This window comes from Brachybacterium kimchii (assembly GCF_023373525.1).
In the GTDB taxonomy this organism is placed as follows: domain Bacteria; phylum Actinomycetota; class Actinomycetes; order Actinomycetales; family Dermabacteraceae; genus Brachybacterium; species Brachybacterium kimchii.
Map to the genome: position 1 here is coordinate 3,448,601 of NZ_CP097218.1, position 20,604 is coordinate 3,469,204.

General features: G+C 72.2%; 19 protein-coding genes. 16 read left to right on the forward strand and 3 right to left on the reverse strand.

The features are described 5' to 3' along the window. Positions 1-48: 48 nt before the first annotated feature. The 10 genes from M4486_RS15665 (at position 49) to M4486_RS15710 (ending at position 10,151) form a co-directional block, all read left to right on the forward strand. Positions 49-957 (forward strand): GH25 family lysozyme, encoded by a 909-nt coding sequence (locus tag M4486_RS15665; RefSeq protein WP_249478212.1) that lies wholly within the window; start codon positions 49-51, stop codon positions 955-957. Between the two features lie 84 nt (positions 958-1,041). Beyond that, positions 1,042-1,677 (forward strand): TetR/AcrR family transcriptional regulator, encoded by a 636-nt coding sequence (locus M4486_RS15670; protein ID WP_249478213.1) that lies wholly within the window; start codon positions 1,042-1,044, stop codon positions 1,675-1,677. Beyond that, positions 1,674-2,678: a type I glyceraldehyde-3-phosphate dehydrogenase gene (gene gap / locus M4486_RS15675; RefSeq protein ID WP_249478214.1), complete on the forward strand. Its 1,005-nt coding sequence runs from the start codon at positions 1,674-1,676 to the stop codon at positions 2,676-2,678. Before M4486_RS15670 ends, gap begins: the two co-directional genes overlap by 4 nt. A gap of 235 nt (positions 2,679-2,913) precedes the next feature. Continuing rightward, positions 2,914-4,029, forward strand: a complete 1,116-nt coding sequence (locus M4486_RS15680; RefSeq protein ID WP_249478215.1) for an iron-siderophore ABC transporter substrate-binding protein — start codon at positions 2,914-2,916, stop codon at positions 4,027-4,029. Between the two features lie 2 nt (positions 4,030-4,031). Next, positions 4,032-5,096 carry a FecCD family ABC transporter permease gene (locus M4486_RS15685; protein WP_249478216.1) on the forward strand — a complete coding sequence of 355 codons (1,065 nt, stop codon included), beginning with the start codon at positions 4,032-4,034 and terminating at the stop codon, positions 5,094-5,096. Further along, a complete protein-coding gene (locus M4486_RS15690; protein ID WP_249478217.1) occupies positions 5,093-6,157 on the forward strand; it encodes a FecCD family ABC transporter permease in 1,065 nt (354 codons plus the stop codon). Before M4486_RS15685 ends, M4486_RS15690 begins: the two co-directional genes overlap by 4 nt. Next, positions 6,154-6,975, forward strand: coding sequence for an ABC transporter ATP-binding protein (locus M4486_RS15695; RefSeq protein WP_249478218.1), 822 nt, complete (start codon positions 6,154-6,156; stop codon positions 6,973-6,975). Before M4486_RS15690 ends, M4486_RS15695 begins: the two co-directional genes overlap by 4 nt. A 63-nt stretch (positions 6,976-7,038) precedes the next feature. Continuing rightward, positions 7,039-7,725, forward strand: a complete 687-nt coding sequence (locus tag M4486_RS15700; protein ID WP_249478219.1) for a FadR/GntR family transcriptional regulator — start codon at positions 7,039-7,041, stop codon at positions 7,723-7,725. Then, complete coding sequence (locus tag M4486_RS15705; protein WP_249478220.1) at positions 7,722-8,513, forward strand: creatininase family protein; 792 nt, start codon at positions 7,722-7,724, stop codon at positions 8,511-8,513. The genes M4486_RS15700 and M4486_RS15705 overlap by 4 nt, the downstream gene beginning before the upstream one ends. A gap of 78 nt (positions 8,514-8,591) precedes the next feature. Then, a complete protein-coding gene (locus M4486_RS15710) occupies positions 8,592-10,151 on the forward strand; it encodes an AbgT family transporter (RefSeq protein ID WP_249478221.1) in 1,560 nt (519 codons plus the stop codon). 40 nt (positions 10,152-10,191) lie between these two features. On the opposite strand, the gene M4486_RS15715 is transcribed toward M4486_RS15710, so the two are convergent. Further along, positions 10,192-10,632 (reverse strand): hypothetical protein, encoded by a 441-nt coding sequence (locus M4486_RS15715; protein ID WP_249478222.1) that lies wholly within the window; start codon positions 10,630-10,632, stop codon positions 10,192-10,194. A gap of 183 nt (positions 10,633-10,815) precedes the next feature. Then, the gene (gene pdxH / locus M4486_RS15720; protein ID WP_249478223.1) at positions 10,816-11,544 is read right to left on the reverse strand and encodes a pyridoxamine 5'-phosphate oxidase; all 729 of its coding nucleotides are present in this window, start codon (positions 11,542-11,544) and stop codon (positions 10,816-10,818) included. Positions 11,545-11,769: 225 nt separating this feature from the next. On the opposite strand from pdxH, the gene M4486_RS15725 reads away from it, so the two are divergent. Genes M4486_RS15725 through M4486_RS15740 form a run of 4 tightly spaced genes read left to right on the forward strand, consistent with a single transcriptional unit; the run spans position 11,770 to position 17,330 of the window. Next, positions 11,770-13,410, forward strand: a complete 1,641-nt coding sequence (locus tag M4486_RS15725; RefSeq protein ID WP_249478224.1) for an ABC transporter substrate-binding protein — start codon at positions 11,770-11,772, stop codon at positions 13,408-13,410. Next, positions 13,407-14,531: an ABC transporter permease gene (locus M4486_RS15730; RefSeq protein ID WP_429798305.1), complete on the forward strand. Its 1,125-nt coding sequence runs from the start codon at positions 13,407-13,409 to the stop codon at positions 14,529-14,531. Before M4486_RS15725 ends, M4486_RS15730 begins: the two co-directional genes overlap by 4 nt. 1 nt (position 14,532) lies before the next feature. Continuing rightward, on the forward strand, positions 14,533-15,615 hold the full coding sequence (locus M4486_RS15735) for an ABC transporter permease (RefSeq protein WP_249478225.1): 1,083 nt from the start codon (positions 14,533-14,535) through the stop codon (positions 15,613-15,615). After that, entirely contained in the window at positions 15,612-17,330 is a 1,719-nt protein-coding gene (locus M4486_RS15740; RefSeq protein WP_249478226.1) for an ABC transporter ATP-binding protein, read from the forward strand. The genes M4486_RS15735 and M4486_RS15740 overlap by 4 nt, the downstream gene beginning before the upstream one ends. Before the next feature lie 48 nt (positions 17,331-17,378). On the opposite strand, the gene M4486_RS15745 is transcribed toward M4486_RS15740, so the two are convergent. Continuing rightward, positions 17,379-18,176 (reverse strand): IclR family transcriptional regulator, encoded by a 798-nt coding sequence (locus tag M4486_RS15745; protein ID WP_249478227.1) that lies wholly within the window; start codon positions 18,174-18,176, stop codon positions 17,379-17,381. Between the two features lie 131 nt (positions 18,177-18,307). Between M4486_RS15745 and M4486_RS15750 the strand changes: the two genes are divergently transcribed. Together M4486_RS15750 and M4486_RS15755 are read left to right on the forward strand one after the other, a co-directional pair. Beyond that, entirely contained in the window at positions 18,308-19,192 is an 885-nt protein-coding gene (locus M4486_RS15750) for a dihydrodipicolinate synthase family protein (RefSeq protein WP_249478228.1), read from the forward strand. 33 nt (positions 19,193-19,225) lie between these two features. Next, entirely contained in the window at positions 19,226-20,587 is a 1,362-nt protein-coding gene (locus M4486_RS15755; protein ID WP_249478229.1) for a GntT/GntP/DsdX family permease, read from the forward strand. The last annotated feature ends 17 nt before the right edge of the window (positions 20,588-20,604 follow it).

Below are 20,604 nucleotides of genomic sequence, written 5' to 3' on the forward strand. Positions count from 1 at the left end.
ACGCCCGCCGCACCGCGCCACCCGCCCCCACCGGAGGCCCCGAGACCGATGACGTCCTCCCCGCCCCCCGACCGCTCCCCACGACCCGGCGATCCCGTGCGCCCGCGCTCGCGACCGCGCCAGAAGTTCACCCGTGAGCAGGTGCGACGCCGCCAGATCGTCGCGGGAGGATGCCTCGCGCTCGTGATCCTGCTGGTCGTGATCTCGTGCAGCGCGATCCTGGGACGCCACGGCGGCGGGGGAGGGGGAGCCCTCGGCGGCGGGGCCGACGACTCCGCGATGAGCGTCCCCGCCACCCCGGCCGACGCCCCGGCGCTCTCGCAGCTGCCGAAGGACGCGAGCCTCGGCGGCGAGGAGGCCCTCGGCATCGACGTCTCCGCCCATCAGGGCGAGATCGACTGGACGAAGGTCCGCGGCGACGGCATCTCCTTCGCGTACATGAAGGCCACCGAGGGCACCGGCTTCACCGACCCGCAGCTGAACGCGAACTGGCGCGGCGCGCGCGGCGCCGGCGTGACCCCCGGCGCCTACCACTACTTCACGCTCTGCTCGCCCGGGGCCGACCAGGCGAAGGCGTTCCTGGAGGCCGTGCCGCCGAGCGACGACGCCCTGCCTCCCGCCCTCGACCTCGAGTTCGACGGGGCCTGCGAGAAGCGCCCCGAGGCGAAGCAGGCGAAGGAGGAGGTCGCGGCCTTCATCGACGCCGTCGAGAAGGCCTGGGGACGCCGCGTGGTGCTCTACTCCTCGCGCGAATGGCGCGACCACTACGGACTCGACGCCACCGAGGACCGGCCCGACTGGCTCTACAACGACGGCTCCCGGCCCGTCCAGGGCGACTGGGCGCTGTGGCAGACCCGCTTCGACGGCTCGGTCGCGGGCGTGAAGGGCGACGTCGACATCGACGTCCTGCGCACCGAGGTGCTCCGCGCGTCCTCCTCGATGAACGACGACGCCTGAGCGGAAAACCGTCTCAGACTCCCTGTTGACCTGCGCGAACAGCGATGCTCGCGTTCTGTACATACTAGTTGTTACACTCGTGGCATGGGAGCGCGAGAGAAGCTGACCGATGCCATGTCCGAGCTGCTGTGGGAGCGCGGCTACGCCGCCACCAGCCCGCGCGACGTGATGACCCGCGCCGGCGTCGGCCAGGGGAGCATGTACCACCACTTCGCCGGCAAGCACGATCTCGCCGTCGCCTCCCTCTCCGCCGTGTCCGGCACCATGGCCGACGAGGCCTCGGTGCTCGAGGACGTCGAGGCCGGCACGCCGCTCGAGCGCATGAAGGCCTACCTCCGCCTCCCCAGGCCCGGCACGCGCGGCTGCCGCATCGGCCGGATGACCCAGGACCCGCAGTCGGTCACCGATCCCGACCTCGCGCGCATCGTCCAGGGCGCCTTCGCGACCATGCTCGGGCGCTGGGAGGACGCGATCGCCGCCGCCGTCGCCGCCGGCGAGCTGCCCGGGACCGTCGTCCCCGCGGACCTCGCCCGCACGCTCTCGGCCGTCATCCAGGGCGGCTACGTGCTCGCCCGCGCCGAGGGCGATCAGGCCCCCATGGACGCCGCGATCCGCGGCGCCGTGGCACTCCTGGACGCGACCAGCGCGTCCGTGGACCCCTCCGCCAGGGAATCCCGGGCACCCCGGGAACGGGGAGATCAGGAAGAAGGCCGGTCATGACCGTGCGCATCGGGATCAACGGATTCGGCCGCATCGGCCGCACCTACCTGCGGGCGGCGCTCGCCTCCGCGGCGGACGTCGAGGTCGTCGCCGTCAACGACATCGCCGACGCGGCGACGCTCGCGACCCTCCTGGAATGGGACTCGCTGAACGGCCGCCTCGACGGCGTCGCGGCCGAGGACGGGGCGATCGTGCTGGACGGACGGCGCATCCCCGTCAGCTCCGAGCGCGAGCCCGGGAGCATCCCCTGGGGCGAGCACGGCGTGGACGTCGTCATCGAGTCCACGGGCCGCTTCACCGATGCGGGCTCCGCCCGTCAGCACCTCGCGGCCGGTGCGCGGAAGGTGATCATCTCCGCCCCCGCCGACGGCGACGTGCCCGCGCTCGTGCTCGGCGTCAACGACGCCGACGTGGACTTCACGGGCGACGTGTTCTCCAACGGGTCCTGCACGACCAACTGCCTCGCACCCCTGGTGAAGGTCCTCGACGACGCCTTCGGCGTCGAGTCCGGACTGATGACCACCGTCCACGCGTACACCAGCGACCAGCGCCTGCAGGACGCCCCGCACTCCGACCTGCGGCGCGCGCGTGCCGCCGCGGTCTCCACGATCCCCACCTCGTCCGGCGCGGGGAAGACCATCGGTCGGATCATCCCGCGGCTCGACGGGCGCCTCACGGCGGCCTCGCTGCGCGTGCCCGTGCCCGTCGGCTCCATCACCGACCTCACCGCGAAGCTCGCCCGGCCCGGGAGCGCCGACGAGGTGAACGAGGCCTTCCGCACCGCCGCCGCGAGCCCCGGGCTCTCCCGGTACCTCGCCTACTCGGAGGCGCCCATCGTCTCGGCAGACATCGTCGGCGACCCGCACTCCGCCGTCTTCGACGCCCCGCTCACCCAGGCCGTCGGCGACCAGGTCAAGGTCTTCGCCTGGTACGACAACGAGTGGGGGTTCTCGAACCGGCTCGTCGAGCTGTCCGAGAGGATCGGGGGAGTGCAGGACTGACCTGTCCGCACGCGTCCTGACCTGGTGTGACCCATCACGCATCCCCACGTGGGACGTGGTGGCGGCCCTCGCCCACCCTCTAGGGTGAGGGTCGCCGAAGCCTCGGAGAAGTCGACCCTCACCTGCCCTCGGCGGGCATCGCCGAAGGCACCGTCGACCCTCCCGCATGCGGACGCCCCACCGGATGCGCGGCCCGGCTCCATCCCCAGTCACCAGGAACGGAGACCGCACCGCCATGACCCGCCGATCCCTCTCTCGCAGCCCCCTCGCGCCCCGCCCCCTGTCCGCCGACGGGGCCCGTCGGCCCGAGCCCGCCCGTCGGCCCAGCCGCCGCTCGCTGCTGGCCGGAGCGGCCGCGGCCCCCATCGGCCTCGCGCTCGCCGCCTGCGGAGGAGCCTCCTCGGCGGACGAGACCGCCTCCGACGCCGGCGGCGACTCCGAGGACGGCGCCTTCCCCGTCACCATCGAGCACGCGCTCGGCACCGCCGAGATCACCGAGAAGCCCCAGCGCATCGTCACTCTGGGCCAGGGGTCCACCGAGACCTGCATCGCGCTGGGCACCATCCCCGTGGGCGTCGAGGACTACGCCTGGGGCGCCGACGACTCCGGCCAGCTGCCGTGGGTGCACGAGGCCATCGACGAGAAGAAGGGGAAGCTGCCGGAGCTCATCACCGGCTCCACCGAGCTCGACACCGAGGCGATCCTCGCGCTCACCCCCGATCTGATCCTCGCCCCCTGGTCCGGGATCACCAAGGAGCAGTACGACGTCCTCAAGGACATCGCCCCCACGGTCGCCTACGAGAAGGAGGCGTGGGTGATCACCTGGGAGCAGCAGATCACCACGATCTCCACGGCCCTCGGCCTGCCCTCGAAGGCCGACGAGCTCATCGCGGGCATCAAGGACGAGTTCGCCTCCCGCCGGCAGAAGGAGTGGGAGGACGTCACGTTCTCCTTCATCTACAACTCCGGGAAGGGCACGCTGGGCGTGTTCTACCCCGACGAGCAGCGCGTCGCCATGGTCAGCGCACTGGGCCTCACCGTGGATCCCATCAAGGACGAGATCTCGAAGTACGAGGTCGAGGGCACGGACTCGGCCATGATCGGTCTCGAGAACGCCGACATGCTCGACGACTCGGACCTCATCTTCACGTTCTACTCGGACGAGAAGAACCGCAAGGAGGTCGAGGCGCAGCCGCTGTACGCGGACATCCCCGCGATCAAGGCCGGCGCGATCGTCGCCCCGACCGACCAGGCGTTCGTCACGGGCTCCTCGATGATCAACCCGCTCACCGTCCCGTGGGCGCTCGAGCGCTACGTCCCGCTGATCGAGAAGGCCGTCGCGAAGGTCTGATCGTGAGCACCGCGGTCTCGTCCGATCCGAGCACCCGCCCCGCCGCCGGCGCGGGGCGGGTGCTCCTCGGCGGCAGGCGCCGGCTCCCGCCGCTCGCCGCGATCGCGCTCGCGGTGCTGCTCGTGCTCGCGGTGTGCCTGGCCAGCGTGTGCCTCGGCGCCCGGGCCGACGACCCCGGCCAGCTGCGCGCCGCCCTGCTGGGACGGGGCGAGGAGCGGATGGAGCTGATCGTGCACGGCCGCGCCGTGCGCACCCTCGTCGGACTCGCCGTGGGCGCGGCGCTCGCGCTCTCCGGCCAGCTCATCCAGGCCCTCACCCGGAACCCCCTCGGCGAGCCCGGGCTGCTGGGCGTCACCTCCGGCGCATCCTTCGCGATCGTGCTGGTCACCGCGGTCCTCGGCACCGTGAGCGCGCAGGTCGCGGCGCTCGCCGCGATCCCCGGGGCGCTGCTCGCGGTGCTCGTCGTCCACCTCGTCTCCCGCCCGGCGGGCACCTCCTCCGTGGTCCCGCTCGTGCTCGCCGGCGCCGTGGTCAGCGCCGTGCTGGGCGCCATCGTGCAGGGGATCATCCTGCGCATGCCTGGCGTCTTCGACTCCTACCGCTACTGGGTCGTCGGCTCCCTGACCGGCGCCGACCTCACCACCCTCGCGACCGTCGCCCCCGTGCTGCTCACGGGGCTGGCCATCGCGATCCTCATCGCCCCGGCCCTGAACACCCTCGCGCTCGGCGACGACGTCGCGATCTCGCTCGGCTCCCCGGTGCGCCTCGTGCGGGGCGCCGGGATCATCGCCGCCGGACTGCTGGCCGCGGGCGCGACCGCCGCCGCGGGCCCCATCGCCTTCGTCGGCCTCGCCGTCCCGCACCTCGTGCGCGGCCTCGTCGGCGCCGACCACCGCTGGCAGCTGCCGCTCAACCTGCTGCTCGGGGCCGCGCTGCTGGTCGCCTCCGACGTCCTCGCGCGCGTCCTCATCCGGCCCGAGGAGCTCATGGTCGGCGTCGTCACCGCCTTCGTGGGCGCCCCGTTCCTGCTGCTGGCCGTGCGCCGCGGGGCGGTGACCGACCGATGAGCACCGTCTCCGCGCCTCCCGCCGAGCGCGCCGCGCGCCGCTCCGAGCCCCGCCCGACCCGGGCTCCGCTCCCGCCGGGGCTCCGCACCGTGCTTCTCGCCCTCGTCCTCACCGCGATCGCCGTCGCGGCCGGGGTCATCACCCTCGCCCGCGGCGAGCTCGGCGTCGGCCCGTCGGACGTCCTGAAGGTGCTCGAAGGCGGGGGGGACCGCCGCGCCGAGATCATCCTGACCCGCATGCGCGGCCCGCGCGTGCTCGTCGGCGCGGGCGCCGGAGCCGCCCTCGGCCTCGCCGGGACCCTCTTCCAGACCGTCACCCGCAACCCGCTGGGGAGCCCCGACGTGATCGGGCTCGGTGCGGGCGCGGGCGCCGGCATCGCGCTGGTCTCCCTCGTCTCCGACGGGCCCGCCCCCACCTGGATGGGCGCGCTCGCCGGCTCGGCGATCGCGATCGGCCTCGTCCACGCGGCGACCGGCCGCGGCTTCGCCTCGCCCTCGCGGCTGATCATCGCCGGGATCGGCGTGGCCGCGATGGCGCTCGCCCTCACCCAGTACGTGGTGGCCGTGGTGCTGCGCGACGCCGGCTCCCAGCTCGCCGGGCAGCTCGTGGGCTCCCTGAACTCCCGCAGCATGCAGCACGCGGCGATGATCGGCATCGTGCTGCTGGTGTGCGCGCCGCTCGCCGGTCTGCTGCGCCACGACCTCACCGTCATGGACATGGGCGACGAGATGGCCGACGCCCTGGGCGGCGGGGCCGTGCGCACCCGCACGAGCGCGATCATCCTGTCGGTGCTGCTGTGCGCGGGGGCCGTCGCGGTCGCCGGGCCCATCGCCTTCGTCGCGCTCGCCGCGCCGCACATCGCCCGCAGCACCCTGCGCCTGCCCGGCCCCCACCTCCTGGTCTCCGCGCTCGTGGGCGCCGTGATCCTGCTGGTCTCCGACCTCGCCGTGCAGGCCGTGCCCCTGCTCGACGGGCTTCCCGTGGGCGTGATCACCGCCGGATTCGGCGGCGTCTACCTGGGCATCCTGCTGATCGGCACCTGGAGGAGGAACAGCGCATGAGCATAGGACCCGAATCCGCCGCGGCCCCGGCCCTCTCCCTCGAGGGCGTGAGCGTCGGCTACGGGGAGAAGACGGTCCTCGCCGACCTCGGCCTCGAGGTGCCCGCGGGCCGCTTCACCGCGGTGATCGGCCCGAACGGCTGCGGCAAGTCCACGATGCTCAAGGCCATGGCGCGGACGCTGCCCGTGCGCTCCGGGCGGATCCTCCTCGACGGGGAGCCGCTGGAGGCCCAGCGCTCCCGGGCGGTCGCACGGCGTCTGGCGATGCTCCCGCAGGAGCCCGTCGTGCCCGACGGCATCACCGTGCGCGGCCTCGTGGACCGCGGGCGCCACCCGTACCGCTCCGCGCTGCGCCGACGGCTCCCGGGCGACGGCGAGGCCGTGGACGCCGCGATGGCCGCCACCGGCGTGGCCGAGCTCGCGGACGTGCAGGTCACGGACCTCTCCGGCGGGCAGCGTCAGCGCGTGTGGATCGCGCTCGTGCTCGCCCAGCAGACGGCGCACGTGCTGCTCGACGAGCCCACGAGCTTCCTCGACGTGGCCCACCAGATCGAGGTCCTCCACCTGTGCCAGGACATGCGCGCGAGCGGCCGCACCGTCCTCGCCGTCCTCCACGACCTGAACCAGGCCGCCCGCTACGCCGACGAGCTCGTGGTCCTCCACGAGGGCCGGCTCGTCGTCCAGGGCGCCCCGGCCGACGTGCTCGACGAGCAGCTGCTCGCCGACGTCTTCGACCTCGACGCCCAGGTGGCCTCGGATCCGCAGAGCGGCACGCCGATGGTGGTGCCGCGCCTGCGACAGGCGGCCCGGGCCGGCTGACGCCGGCGGGGCCGCGGCCGATGAGACTTGACCCACACACCGATCAAGTGATCTAGTCACTTCATGACCCCTCGTCTCTCGCTCTCGGAGCAGCTCGCCCAGGAGATCGTCGATCGCATCCGCAGCGAGCGGCTCGGCCCCGGCGACGTGATGCCGGCGACGCGCCGGCTCGCGGAGAGCCTCGAGGTCACCGTCCCCACCCTGCGCGAGGCCCTCCGCCGTCTCGAGGCCTCGAAGGTCGTCGAGCTGCGCCACGGCTCGGGCGTCTACGTGGGCACCGGCATCGAGCGCGCGCTCATCGTGAACCCCCATCGGCCCCCGATCACGCGGGAGTCCGTGCGCGAGCTCGCCGCCGCGCGCCTGGCGATCGAGCCGGGGATCGCGGCCGAGGCCGCCCGCGCCCGCTCACCGCACACCCTCGACGCCCTGGAGCGCGCGGCGCAGAACGCGCTGCACGACCCGGATCCCGCCGGGCGCCCCGAGCAGCACTTCCACGTCGCGCTCGCGGGATGCACGGGCAACGCCCTGCTCGTGCAGACCATCGACGCCCTGCTCGAGCGCCGCTCCCAGGAGCAGGTCGAGATCCGCTTCAGCTACGACGACCGCGCACGGGACCACGCCGAGCACCTCGAGATCCTCCGGGCCGTGCGCGAGGGCGATGCGGACGCCGCCGAGAGCCTCACCAGGGGCCACCTGGAGCACATCCGCGACGCGATCGACGCCACCGCCCACCTGGAGGACCAGTCATGAACCAGCCCCCGAGCGCAGCGCCCTCCCGTGCCCGTCGACTCGCCGAGATGACCTCCCAGGAGGCGCGGGAGAGCGCCGAGGCCGGGGACATCGTCCTCGTGCCAGCCGGCGCGCTCGAGCAGCACGGGCCCGCGATGCCGCTGGGCACCGACACGATCCGCGCCGAGGCCGTCTGCGAGGACCTGGGGCGCCGACGCCCCGGCGACGTCGTGATCGGCCCCGTGCTCCCGGTCGGCGTCTCCCCGCACCACCTGGCCATGGCGGGGACCCTCACGCTGACCACGAGCACCTTCACGGCCCTGGTGCGCGAGATCGCCCTCGGTCTGCGCCGCCAGGGGTGGCGGAAGATCCTCGTGGTCACCGGCCACGGCGGGAACAACGCGGCGCTCACCACGGTGGCCCAGGACCTGCTCGCCGTGGATCGCGACCTCGAGTTCGCCTGGTCGCCCCTGACCTCCCTCGCGGGCGACGTGGTCCGCGAGGCCGGCGTGAGCGAGATCCACGGGCACTGCGGCGAGGCGGAGACCTCCCAGATGCTGCACGTCGCCCCCGAGCTCGTGCGCGAGCACCTCCTCGAGGCCGGCGTCACCACGATGGCGGACCTCGACCCCACGAGCGCGCTCGCGCGCTCGTTCTCCCAGCCGACCCTCACGCGCCCCTACGACCAGCTGAGCTCCAACGGCGTGCTCGGCGATCCGCGGCGCGCGACCGCGGAGCTCGGCGAGCGGATCCTCGCGCGGATCATCGAGCGCCTGGACGCGTTCGTGGAGCGCTGGTCCCGCCTCTGAGCACTCGGCGCGCGAGGATGCGCGCCGTACAGCCCCACCCATCACGAGCTGACCCCCCGACGAAGCGAGGTCGATCCCATGAGCTCACCGTCCGCCCCTTCCGCACCCGCGAGCACCACCGATGCCGACTCCCGGCTCCCGCGCACGCTGCGGGTCCTCGGCGTCGTCGAGCGCGTCGGCAACGCGCTGCCGCACCCGTTCTGGCTGTTCTGGATCCTCGCCGGGATCCTCGGGGTCGCGAGCGCCGTCATGTCGGCCCTCGGCGTCTCCGTGATCAGTCCGGCCGACGACAAGAAGGTGGTCGTCGAGAACCTGCTCAGCGGCGACGGCCTGGCGATGGCGATGTCCACCGCGATCGACAACTTCACGTCGTTCGGCCCGATGGGCACGATCGTCGTGGTGATCATGGGCGTCGCGGTCGCCGAGCACACGGGCTTCCTCTCCGGGCTCATGCGCGTGAGCGTCTCGCGGGTGCCGTCGTGGCTGGTCGTGTTCGCGGTCGCCTTCGCCGGCACCATGTCCCACGTCGCGAGCGCCGCCGCCTACGCGATCCTGGTGCCGCTCGGCGGCGTCGCCTTCCGCGCCGTCGGCCGTTCCCCGATCCTCGGGATCGTGGTTGCGTACACCTCGATCGCCTCGGGGTACGACGCGAGCCCGATCCCCACCCCGAACGACACGATCTTCGCGGGCATCACGACCGCCGCGGCGCGGATCATCGACCCCGACGCGTACGTCTCCCCGCTCAGCAACTGGTTCTTCAACATCGCCTCGTCGCTCCTGCTGGCCGTCGTGATCACCCTGGTGACCAACACGCTGCTGGCCAAGCGCCCCGATCTCGAGGCCGACGAGGACGCCGAGGTCGACGAGGCGTCCCTCGAGATCTCCGCCCGCGAGCGCCGCGCGATGCTGTGGGCGATCCTCTCGCTCGTGGTCGTCGCCGTGCTCGTGACGATCGCGGTGGTTCCCGGGTCGTCCCCGCTGCGCGGTGAGGACGGCACCCTGGACGACTCCCCGTTCCTCAACGGCGTCGCCGTCCTCGTCGGCTTCGCCTTCGCCCTCGCGGGCATCGTCTTCGGCGTCCTCGCGGGAACCGTGACCTCGGCGGCGGACGTCCCCGCCCTGATGGCGCGCGGCGTCAAGCAGATCGCGCCCGTGCTGGTGCTGTTCTTCTCCATCGCGCAGTTCCTGGCCTACTTCGACTGGACGCACATCGGGGACGTCGTGGCCGTCGGCTCCGCGCAGGTCCTCAAGACCACGGGCGTGCCGCTGCCGCTCGTGTTCCTCATGGTCCTGGCTCTGCTGTCGGTCGTGAACGTCCTGGTCACCTCCGGATCGGCCATGTGGTCGATCGCCGCCCCGGTGCTCGTGCCGATGCTGATGCTGGTGGACGTCCCGGCCGAGACCACGCAGGCGCTGTTCCGCATCGCCGACTCCGGCTCCACGGCGATCACGCCGATGAGCCCCTACTTCGTCCTCGCGCTCGGGTTCCTCCAGCAGTACCGGAAGAAGGCGGGCATCGGCACGCTCGCGGCCTTCACGCTGCCGCTCGCCGTGTGCATGACGCTCTCGTGGACGCTCCTGTTCTTCGCGTGGTGGCTGCTGGGGATCCCGCTCGGCCCGGGCGCCCCCGTGCGCTGACGACCGCGGGATCCGGACCCGGGTCCGTCCCGGCCCGGACTCAGGCCGAGAGCAGCAGGTGGGGGCGGCCGGCCGCCCGGTGGCGACCGGCGGCGCGCCGGCGGTCGGAGCGGTGCTGCGCGCGGGCGGCGCGCTCGTGACGCAGGGCGGCCTCGGCCAGGTGCTGACGACGACGATCCTCGGCGCGGCGCTCGGCGCGGATCCGCTGGAGCTCCTCGAGGGCGCCGGGATCCCCGAGGTCGGCATCGAGCGGACGGTAGGTGATCAGGTGCGTGCTCATGTCCCGACCCTCCCGCGCCCGGCCCTCGTCCTCCCCGTGATCGGGCTGTGCCGTCGCTGTGGACGGGACGCGGCGCCGGGTGCCGGGGCGATCCGTGCGACCGGTGCGTGAGGTGCCGCTGGTCGCGGGGCGGGGAGCGGGGCCGTCGCGGTGGGGAGCGGAGTCGTGGCGGAAGCGGCGGAGCAGGTCGTCGAAGAACATGCCTCAAGACTCGCGCCGCGCGGGCATCCCGCACATCGCTCCGCGGTCGCCTGCGGCTCGGACCGCGGGTGGATCCCTCGGAGGCGCGCGCCCTACCGGGGAGTGAGCACCGGGTGCCCGAACTGCGGGGTCACCGCGGAACCGGTCCCGGGGAAGCGGTCCTGCGGGAGGGAAGCCCGGAGGTCACGGCTGCAGGCGCACGCGCTCCCAGGCGCCCGCGGAGGCAGCGGCGGAACCCGAGCCGTCCGCCGCCGCGGTCCCGTCGGCCCACCGGTAGACGATGCGGTCGTGCATGCGGCCGCCGCGGCCCTGCCAGAATTCGATGCGGTCGGGCACGAGGCGGTACCCGCCCCAGTGCGGGGGACGGGGGATCTCCTCCTCGTCGGCGAAACGAGCCTCGACCTCGGCGTACTGCGCGTCGAGCTCCTCGCGGGCGCCGATCTCGCGGGACTGGTGGGAGGCCCAGGCGCCCAGCTGGGAGGCGCGCGGGCGACGCGCCCAGTAGGCGTCGGACTCGGCGTCGGCCACGTCCTCGATGCGCCCGTCGACCCGCACCTGCCGCTGCAGCGGGTACCAGGGGAACAGCATGGTCGCCCACGGGTCGGCGGCGATCTGCTCGCCCTTCGCGGAGTCCTTGTTCGTATAGACCACGAAGCCCGCGGCGTCGTGCGCCTTCAGCAGCACGGTGCGCGAGCGGGGGCGGGGGTCGCCGTCCTCGGAGCGGTCTACGGTGGAGAGCACGAGCGCCGTGGGATCCGGCAGGTCGCCGCGCTCCTCGCGGCGCGTGAACGCCTCCTGCATCCAGACGTCGAACAGCCCCATCGGGTCCGCAGGGGCGGCGTCGGCAAGGGACCCGCCGAGGTAGTCGTTGCGGTCGTCCGCCAGGTCCGGGACGGGGTGCGAGTCGCTCATGCCCCATGAGTACGCCTGCGGGCCGCCGCGCGCAACACGGTCCGCCGGGCGCTGCCGACCCTGCCGCACGTCACGATTCGGCCACGGGATCGACCCTTCGTGCACAGGACGCGACCCTCGCGCGCGCCGGGTGCTAGGTTTCCGTCCACCATGCGCCGTGGGGCACAGGTCACATTCGCGCCCAGCGCCCGCCCCGCCCCCGTCACCCCCCATCGGAGGATCTCCATGTTCGACGCAGCTCTCACTCCTCGCCGCCGCACCGTGCTGCTCGGTCTCGCCGGCGTCCCGGTGCTGCTGACCGCCTGCGCCCAGACCAGCGACGACGGCGGCGACGGCGGTGGCGGGGACTCGTCGGGCTCGCTCACCGTCGGCACCACCGACAAGGTGACCGCGCTCGACCCGGCCGCGGCGTACGACAACGGCTCCTCGACGGTGTGGACCCAGGTCTACGGCTACCTGCTGAACACCAAGATCGGCTCGAAGGACGGCAAGCCCGAGCCGGACCTCGCCGAGTCCGCCGAGTTCACCTCGGACACCGTGTTCACCGTGAAGCTCCAGGAGGGCCTCACCTTCGCCAACGGCAACGAGCTGACCAGCGAGGACGTGAAGCACACCTTCGACCGCCAGCTCGCGATCGCGGACCCCAACGGCCCCTCGAGCCTGCTCGCGAACCTCGAATCGGTCGAGGCCAAGGACGACCTCACCGTCGAGTTCCACCTCAAGGAGCCCAACGACCAGACCTTCCCGTACGTGCTCACCAGCCCCGCCGGCCCGATCGTCGACAAGGACGTCTTCCCCGCCGACAAGGTCCTCGCGGACGACGAGATCGTCAAGGGCAAGGCCTTCAGCGGCGCCTACCAGATCGCCAGCTGGAAGCTGAACGAGCTGGTCGCCTTCCAGGCCTTCGACGACTACAAGGGGATCTACGGGAAGCCGAAGACCTCGGACGTGTCGCTGAAGTACTACGCCGACCAGAACAACATGAAGCTCGACATCCAGCAGGGCAACGTCGACTGCGTGTTCCGCTCGCTCTCGGCGACGGACATCGAGGACCTCAAGAAGGACTCGAAGGTCGCCGTGCACGACGGCCCCGGCGGCGAGATCCGCTACATCGTCTTCAACTTCGACACCATGCCCTACGGCGCGAAGACGAAGGACGCCGACGAGAAGAAAGCCCAGGCCGTGCGGCAGGCCGCCGCGGACCTCATCGACCGCCAGGCCATCGCGACCTCGGTCTACAAGGACACGTACACCCCGCTGTACTCGTACATCCCCGAGGGCCTGCCGGGCGCGGGCGACCAGTTCAAGACCATGTACGGCGACGGCTCCGGCAAGCCCGACGCGGCGAAGGCGAAGAAGCGCCTGTCCGACGCCGGCGTCGAGACCCCCGTGAAGCTCAGCCTGCAGTACAACCCCGACCACTACGGCAGCTCCTCGGGCGACGAGTACGCGGCCGTGAAGTCCCAGCTCGAGGCCGACGGCCTGTTCGCCGTGGACCTGCAGTCCACCGAGTGGGTCCAGTACTCCAAGGACCGCACGGCCGACGTCTACCCGGCGTACCAGCTGGGCTGGTTCCCCGACTACTCGGACGCCGACAACTACCTCTCGCCGTTCTTCATCAAGGACAACTTCCTGGCCAACCACTACGACAACGCCGAGGTGCAGAAGCTCATCGAGCAGCAGCGCGGCACCCAGGACGCCGCCGAGCGCGAGAAGCTCTTCGTCGAGATCCAGGACAAGGTGGCCACGGACGTCTCGACCCTGCCGCTGCTGCAGGGCGCCCAGATCGCCGTGTCCACGAAGGACCTGCAGGGCGTCACCCTCGACTCGTCCTTCAAGCTCCGCCTCGCGCCGCTCGCCCCGTGACCGCGGACCTCACGCGCAGCGCCACGGACGAACCGGCCGACGCGGGGGGAGCCGGCCCGTCGGCCCCCTCCGCGACCGCCGGCCGCGGCCGGCGCGGCGGCGGGGGACTGGGCCGCTACATCCTCACGCGCTTCCTGCTGATCATCCCCACCGTGCTGATCCTGATGACGGTCGTCTTCTTCCTCATGCGGATCACCGGCGACCCGATCACCGCGGCCCTCGGCGGGCGCCTGACCCCTGATCAGCTCGCCCAGCGCCGCGCCGAGGCCGGCTACGACCGGCCGCTGATCATCCAGTACCTCGACTACCTGTGGGGCGTGGTCCGCGGCGACTTCGGCACCACCTACACCGACCGCACGCCCGTGGCGAAGATCCTCACGGAGTACGGCGGGGCGACCGCGGAGCTCGTCATCTACGCGGTGGTGGTGGCGCTCGTGATCGGGGTGCCGCTCGGCATGCTCGCGGCCCGCGCCCGGGACCGCTGGGGCGACCTCGCCCTGCGCGTCCTCGCGATCCTCGGGTACGCGACCCCGGTGTTCTTCGTGGGGCTGCTGCTCAAGCTCGTGTTCTCCGTGGGCCTGGGCTGGCTCCCGGTGGCCGGGCGCATCTCCAGCCGGGGCGAGCTGACCATGGGGAAGATCCTGAACCCCACCCCGTTCTACCTGCTGGACGCGATCCGGCTGGGTGACGCCTCGCTGCTGTGGGACGTCGTCAGCCACGCGATCCTGCCCGCGATCGCGCTGGGCCTGCTCACCGGCGGGATCTTCCTGCGCCTGGTGCGCACGAACATGATCGGCACCCTCGAGATGCCCTACGTCGACTCCGCGCGCTCCCGCGGCGTGCGCGAGTCGCGACTGACCACGCGCCATGCTCTGCGCCCCGCCCTGATCCCGATCATCACCGTGATGGGCATGCAGATCGCGATGATGCTGGGCGGCGCCGTGCTCACGGAGACCACCTTCGAGTGGAAGGGTCTGGGCTACATGCTCGCCGAGTACATGACCGCCCGCGACTACGTCGCCGTGCAGGGCATCGTCATGATGCTCGCGGTCATCGTCGCGATCTCGAACTTCCTGGTCGACGTGATCGCCGCCCTCATCGACCCCCGAGTGAGGTACTGAGATGACGATCCCCCCGCCCCAGCCTCCCGGCGAGTCCCCCTCCGCCCAGGAGGGCACCGAGCTCGCCGCCGAGGCCGCCGTCGTCGCCGCCACGGCCCGCGAGCGCTGGTACCTGCGCCTGCCAATCATCAGCCATCTGCGCCGCAGCGTCGGCCTGCAGCGGGGCATGCTCGTCGCGGGCCTCGTGCTCGTGCTCGGCCTGCTTCTCACGGCGCTGTTCGCGCCGCTGCTCGCGCCCTACGGCTTCGCCGAGACCTCGGCCGACGGCGCCTCCTTCGGCACCCAGCAGCCGCCGTCGGGCGCGCATCCGCTGGGCACCACCGTCGCCGGCTACGACGTGCTCTCGCGCGTCATCTGGGGCACACGGACGGCCGTGGCCGTGATGGCCTGCGCGGTCGTGCTGTCCCTGTTCATCGGGGTCGCGCTCGGACTGATCTCCGGATACGTGGGCGGCTGGCTCGACCGGATCCTGGTGATGCTGGCCGACGCGATCTACGCCTTCCCCTCCCTGCTGCTCGCGATCGTCATGTCGATCGTGATCTCCGGCGGCCAGTCGAGCGCGGGCGGCGGCATCCTCGCCGCGGCCATCTCGATCACCGTGGTGTTCGTGCCCCAGTACTTCCGGGTCATCCGCGCCGAGGTGGTGCGGCTGAAGGCCGAGCCCTTCGTCGAGGCCGCGAAGGTCATCGGCACCGGGCACCGGCGCATCATGGGCACCCACCTGCTGCGCAACGCCACCCGCACCCTGCCGCTGATCTTCACCCTCAACAGCTCCGAGGCGATCCTGACCCTCGCCGCGCTGGGCTTCCTGGGCTTCGGCATCGAGCCGACGAGCGCCTCCGAATGGGGCTACGACCTCAACCGGGCCATGGCCGACGCGACCTCCGGCATCTGGTGGACCGGCCTGTTCCCGGGCCTCGCGATCGTCGCCGCCGTGCTCGGCGTGACCCTCGTGGGCGAGTCCATCAACGACCTCAACGACCCGCGCCTGCGCGTGCGGCGCAGACGGCGGGGCGGCGGACGGCGCACCGACGCCGAGGCCACCGGCCCCGCAGGCACCACCTCGACGGAGGCCACGGCATGAGCGAGACCCTCGACGAGCTCACGAACGGGTCCGCGGGCACCCCGGCGCGCCTCGCGATCCGCGATCTCGACGTCACCTTCGCGACCGACGCCGGGGAGGTCCACGCCGTCGATGGCGTCAGCCTCGACGTCGCCCCCGGCGAGATCCTCGCCGTCGTCGGCGAGTCCGGCTCGGGCAAGTCCGTCACGGCCCGCAGCATCCTGGGCCTGCTCCCGGAGACCGCCGAGGAGTCCGGCGCCGTGCTCGTCTCCGGCACCGACGTCGTCGGCCTCAGCGGCGCGCGCCTGCGTGCGCTGCGCGGCGAGGACGTCTCGATGGTCTTCCAGGAGCCCTCGAGCGCCCTGAACCCGGTGTTCCCGATCTGGTGGCAGATGGGGGAGGGGCTGCGCGCCCACCAGCCGAAGCTGACGCGCAAGCAGATCCGCGCGAAGGCGATCGAGGCGCTCACGGCCGTCGGCATCCCCGACCCGGCCGAGCGCATCGACCGCTACCCGCACGAGTTCTCCGGCGGGCAGAAGCAGCGCATCATGATCGCGATGGCCCTCGCCCTCGAGGCCGAGCTCATCGTGGCCGACGAGCCCACCACCGCCCTCGACGTCACCGTGCAGGCCGAGATCCTGGACCTGCTGCGCGACGTGCGGGACCGCTTCGGCACCTCGATCATCGTCATCACCCACAACATGGGGGTCGTCGCCGACCTCGCCGACCGGGTGGCCGTCATGCACCACGGCCGCGTGATCGAGCAGGCGGGCGTGCGCGAGCTCTTCGCCGAGCCCCGCGAGGAGTACACGCGGAACCTGCTCGAGGCCGTCCCGCACCTGGGGCGGCGCAGCGCCTGGAGCGCCCTGTCCCGCGAGCAGCAGGGGACGATCGAGTCCGCGGAGCCGCTGGTGACCGCGAAGGACCTGGTCATCGAGTACCCCGGCCGGCTGGGGCGGCCCGCCTTCCGCGCGGTCGACGGGGTGGATCTCGCCATCCGCCGCGGCGAGGTCTTCGGCCTGGTGGGGGAGTCCGGCTCCGGCAAGACCACCATCGGCCGCACCATCGCGGGCCTGGAGAAGGCGACGGGCGGCAGCCTCACGGTGCTGGGCCACGAGATGCTGGGCCTGCGCGAGCGGGCCTTCAAGCCCGTGCGGCGCCGCATCGGCTTCGTCTTCCAGGACCCCGCGACCTCCTTCAACCCGCACCTGACCATCGAGGAGTGCATCGCCGAACCGCTCGCCGTGCACGAGCGCGGCATGTCCGCGCAGGCGCGCTCGCAGAAGGTCGGAGAGCTGCTCGAGGCCGTCGAGCTGCCCGCCGGGCACCGCCGCCGCTACCCGCACGAGCTCTCGGGCGGGCAGCGCCAGCGCGTGTCGCTCGCCCGCGCCCTGGTGCTGGATCCCGAGCTGCTCATCGCCGACGAACCGACGAGCGCGCTCGACGTGTCCGTGCAGGCCACGGTGCTCGAGCTCTTCCGCGAGCTGCAGGAGCGCCTGGGCTTCGCGGCGCTGTTCATCAGTCACGACCTCGCGGTCGTCGACTCCCTCGCCCACCGCATCGGCGTCCTCTACCGCGGCCGTCTCGTGGAGCAGGGACACGGCCCGGACGTGCTGCAGGACCCGCAGGACCCGTACACGAGGCGCCTGATCGCCTCGCTGCCGGTGCCCGATCCCGTCGAGCAGGAGCGCCGCCGTCTCGCCTTCGCCCAGGAGTTCGGCCGCGCGCAGGGATGAGACAGGGGGCGGGGCGAGAGCGGTCGGGGCTCCTCCTCCGCGGCCCGGTCAGGCGATCGGCGTCGCGATCACCGGCGCCGAGTCCTCGATCCGGGATCGTGCGGATTCCATGACCTCGATGATGCGGGCCTCGTGCTCGGGCGTGAGGCGCCCCATGGGCACCGAGCAGCTGATCGCGTCGACCACCGGGTCGTCGTAGCGCAGCGCGAAGCCGAAGCACCGCAGTCCCTCGGTGTTCTCCTGGTCGTCCACGGCGTGCCCGCTCTCGCGTGCGGCGTCGAGATCCGCTTCGAGCGCGGCGATCCCGGTGTGCGAATGCCGGGTGAGGGCCGGTGCCATCTGCGCAGGCACGGCGGCAGGGTTCTCGGCCAGGATCGCCTTGCCCAGTGAGGTGTGCACGGCGGGCAGGCGGCGGCCCACCCGCGGCATGACGCGCGTGTACTCGTGGGATTCGACCGTGGCGAGGTAGACCACCTGATCCCGGTCCAGCCGCGCGAGATGCACCGTCTCCCCGAGGGTCGAGCAGACGTCGGCCAGGATGGGGTGGACCAGGCGGACCCGCGGATCGCGGTCGATGTAGCTGGTGCCGGCGAGCAGGGCACGGATCCCGATGGAGTAGTAGGTCCCCGTCGGCTCGGTCTGGACCCAGCCCCACGCGACCAGGGTCTGGAGCAGGGCGTAGGTGGACGAGCGCGGGGCCCCCAGGGCATCGGCGACCTCGCGCAGGCGCGTGAGCATGCCCTGTCGACCGGCGAGGTATTCCAGCACCTCGAGCGTCCTCGCGGCGGATTTCACCTCGCGGAACCCGGACGGCCCGGGCACCTCGGACTGCTCGTTCTTCCCCATGGGCCGATCGTAGCCGCCGTCCGGTGGAGAGGCGACGATTCCCTGACGAAGCACGTCGACACTCTTGTGTATTGGTGTCCACATATGTGAACGTAGGGGCGGCACATCGTCCCCTGCATCGGAGCAGAAGCATGAGCAGTCCTCACGGCAGCATCCCGGCCCTGGTCACCCCGCTCGACGAGGAGGGTGACCTCCTCGAGGACTCCCTCCGCCACGTGCTCGACCATGTGATCGACGGCGGATCCCACGGGGTGTTCATCCTCGGGAGCAGCGGCGAGATCTATGCGCTCGACGACCGGCAGAAACGACGGGTCGTCGAGATCACGGTCGAGCACGTCGCCGGACGGGTGCCGATCTATGCGGGCGCGAGCGAGATCACCACCCGCGACTGCATCCGCACCGCGCGCATGGTCGAGTCGGTGGGCGGGGTAGAGGCCCTGTCCGTCCTCACCCCGTACTTCATGACGCCCACCCAGGGCGAGCTCGTCGAGCACTTCAGCACGATCGCCGGCAGCACCGATCTTCCCGTCGTCCTCTACAACAATCCCGGTCGCACCCACGTGCAGCTCGAGGTCGAGACGGTCCTGCGGCTCTCGGAGGTCGACGGGATCATCGGGCTCAAGGACTCCGCGGGGGACCTGGGTCGCGTGCGGCGGATCCTCGCCGAGCGGCCGGAGGGCTTCTGCGTGCTGATGGGGATGGACGCCCGGATCCTCCCGGCGCTCGAGGCCGGCGCCGACGGCGCCATCGCCTCCACCGGCAACGTCGTCCCCCGCGTCGTCGCGGGCATCTACGACGCCTTCCGCGCCGGCGACGGAGCTCGCGCCGCAGAGCTCCAGGAAGCGCTCGGCGCGCTGCGCGTGCTCGTGGACCGCGCGACGTTCCCCCTGGTCCTCAAGGAGGGGCTGCGCCTGGCCGGCGTCGATGCCGGCAGCTGCGCGGCCCCCGCGCGCGAGGTCGATCCCGCTCTGCGCGAGGAGCTGCGCGAGGTCGTCGACACCCTGTCGGCCCTCTGAGCCCTCGCTCACCCCTGCTGAGGAAGGAATCCCATGCCCCTGGTCATCGTCGCCCTGGCGGTCGTGCTCCTGATCCTGCTGATGACGCGCCTGAAGCTCAACGGCTTCGTCGCCCTCCTGCTCGTCTCCGCCCTCGTGGGGCTGTGGGCGGCAGCGACCGGAAACCTCGTCCACGACGGCAAGAGCGCCGGCGTCGAGGCGATCCCGGCGCTGATCGAGGACGGGTTGGGCGGCCAGCTCAGCTCGACGCTCATCGTCATTGGCCTCGGCGCCATGATCGGCCGTGTCCTGGGCGACGCCGGCGCCGCCCAGCGCATCGCCCTCTCCCTCACGCGCGCCTTCGGGGAGCGCGGGGTCCAGTGGGCGATGATCGCCACCTCCGTGATCATCGGCGGGACGATGTTCTACGAGGTCGCCTTCATCATCATCGTGCCCGTCGCCTTCACCCTGGTGCGCACCACCGGCAAGCGGCTGCTGTGGATCGCACTGCCGATGTCGATCACGCTGTCCACGATGCACAGCTTCCTGCCGCCGCACCCGGGGCCGACGGCCGTCGCCGGGCTCTACGGCGCCTCGATCGGGACCACGCTGCTGCTGGGACTCGTGATCGCGCTGCCCGCGGGCGCCCTGATCGCGATGATCTGGCCGCGCCTGCCCTTCGTGCGCCGTCTGGATCCCTCGATCCCGGAGGGTCTGGTCTCGGACAAGGAGTTCGCCGAGGAGGAGATGCCGTCGCTCGCGCTGTCGGTGGTCGTCGCGATGATCCCCGTGGTGCTGATCGCGGGAGGAGCGGTGTACGACCTCGCGTCGCCGGGCGAGAGCGCCGTGGGATCGGCGATCCGCTTCATCGGCGAGCCCACGGTCGCCCTGCTGGTCTCGCTGGTGATCGCCACGTGGGCGCTGGGGCCGCGGCTGGGGCACAGCCTCGTCGAGGTCGCCAGCTCCATGGGAGGCGGCGCCAAGGCGATGGCGATGATCATCCTCGTGGTCGGCGCAGGCGGCTCCTTCAAGGAGGTGCTCACCGCCGCCGGCGTGGGCGACTACATCGCCGACGTCACCGGGAGCTGGTCGGTGAACCCCCTGGTGCTGGCCTGGCTCATCGCGGTGATCCTGCGCATCGCACTGGGATCGGCGACGGTGGCGGTCGCCACCGCAGCCGGCATCGCTGCACCGCTGGTCGCTGCCGGCGGCGTCTCCCCGGAGCTCGCCGTCCTCGCGACGGCCTGCGGGTCCATCGCCTTCAGCCACGTCAACGATCCCGGATTCTGGCTCTTCAAGGAGTACTTCAACCTCGATCTCACCGATGCCATCAAGACCCGCACCAGCTACACCACGGTGCTCGCGCTCCTCGGGCTCGGCGGCGTGATGCTGCTGAGCCTCGTAGTCCCCGCCTGAGCATCTCCGTCGGCTGC

Coding starts and splice junctions, on each gene's coding strand:
- M4486_RS15665 (WP_249478212.1), top strand. CDS start 49: ATGACGTCCTCCCCGCCCCCCGACCGCTCCCCACGACCCGGCGATCCC.
- M4486_RS15670 (WP_249478213.1), top strand. CDS start 1,042: ATGGGAGCGCGAGAGAAGCTGACCGATGCCATGTCCGAGCTGCTGTGG.
- gap (WP_249478214.1), top strand. CDS start 1,674: ATGACCGTGCGCATCGGGATCAACGGATTCGGCCGCATCGGCCGCACC.
- M4486_RS15680 (WP_249478215.1), top strand. CDS start 2,914: ATGACCCGCCGATCCCTCTCTCGCAGCCCCCTCGCGCCCCGCCCCCTG.
- M4486_RS15690 (WP_249478217.1), top strand. CDS start 5,093: ATGAGCACCGTCTCCGCGCCTCCCGCCGAGCGCGCCGCGCGCCGCTCC.
- M4486_RS15695 (WP_249478218.1), top strand. CDS start 6,154: ATGAGCATAGGACCCGAATCCGCCGCGGCCCCGGCCCTCTCCCTCGAG.
- M4486_RS15700 (WP_249478219.1), top strand. CDS start 7,039: ATGACCCCTCGTCTCTCGCTCTCGGAGCAGCTCGCCCAGGAGATCGTC.
- M4486_RS15705 (WP_249478220.1), top strand. CDS start 7,722: ATGAACCAGCCCCCGAGCGCAGCGCCCTCCCGTGCCCGTCGACTCGCC.
- M4486_RS15710 (WP_249478221.1), top strand. CDS start 8,592: ATGAGCTCACCGTCCGCCCCTTCCGCACCCGCGAGCACCACCGATGCC.
- M4486_RS15715 (WP_249478222.1), bottom strand. CDS start 10,632: ATGTTCTTCGACGACCTGCTCCGCCGCTTCCGCCACGACTCCGCTCCC.
- pdxH (WP_249478223.1), bottom strand. CDS start 11,544: ATGAGCGACTCGCACCCCGTCCCGGACCTGGCGGACGACCGCAACGAC.
- M4486_RS15725 (WP_249478224.1), top strand. CDS start 11,770: ATGTTCGACGCAGCTCTCACTCCTCGCCGCCGCACCGTGCTGCTCGGT.
- M4486_RS15735 (WP_249478225.1), top strand. CDS start 14,533: ATGACGATCCCCCCGCCCCAGCCTCCCGGCGAGTCCCCCTCCGCCCAG.
- M4486_RS15740 (WP_249478226.1), top strand. CDS start 15,612: ATGAGCGAGACCCTCGACGAGCTCACGAACGGGTCCGCGGGCACCCCG.
- M4486_RS15745 (WP_249478227.1), bottom strand. CDS start 18,176: ATGGGGAAGAACGAGCAGTCCGAGGTGCCCGGGCCGTCCGGGTTCCGC.
- M4486_RS15750 (WP_249478228.1), top strand. CDS start 18,308: ATGAGCAGTCCTCACGGCAGCATCCCGGCCCTGGTCACCCCGCTCGAC.
- M4486_RS15755 (WP_249478229.1), top strand. CDS start 19,226: ATGCCCCTGGTCATCGTCGCCCTGGCGGTCGTGCTCCTGATCCTGCTG.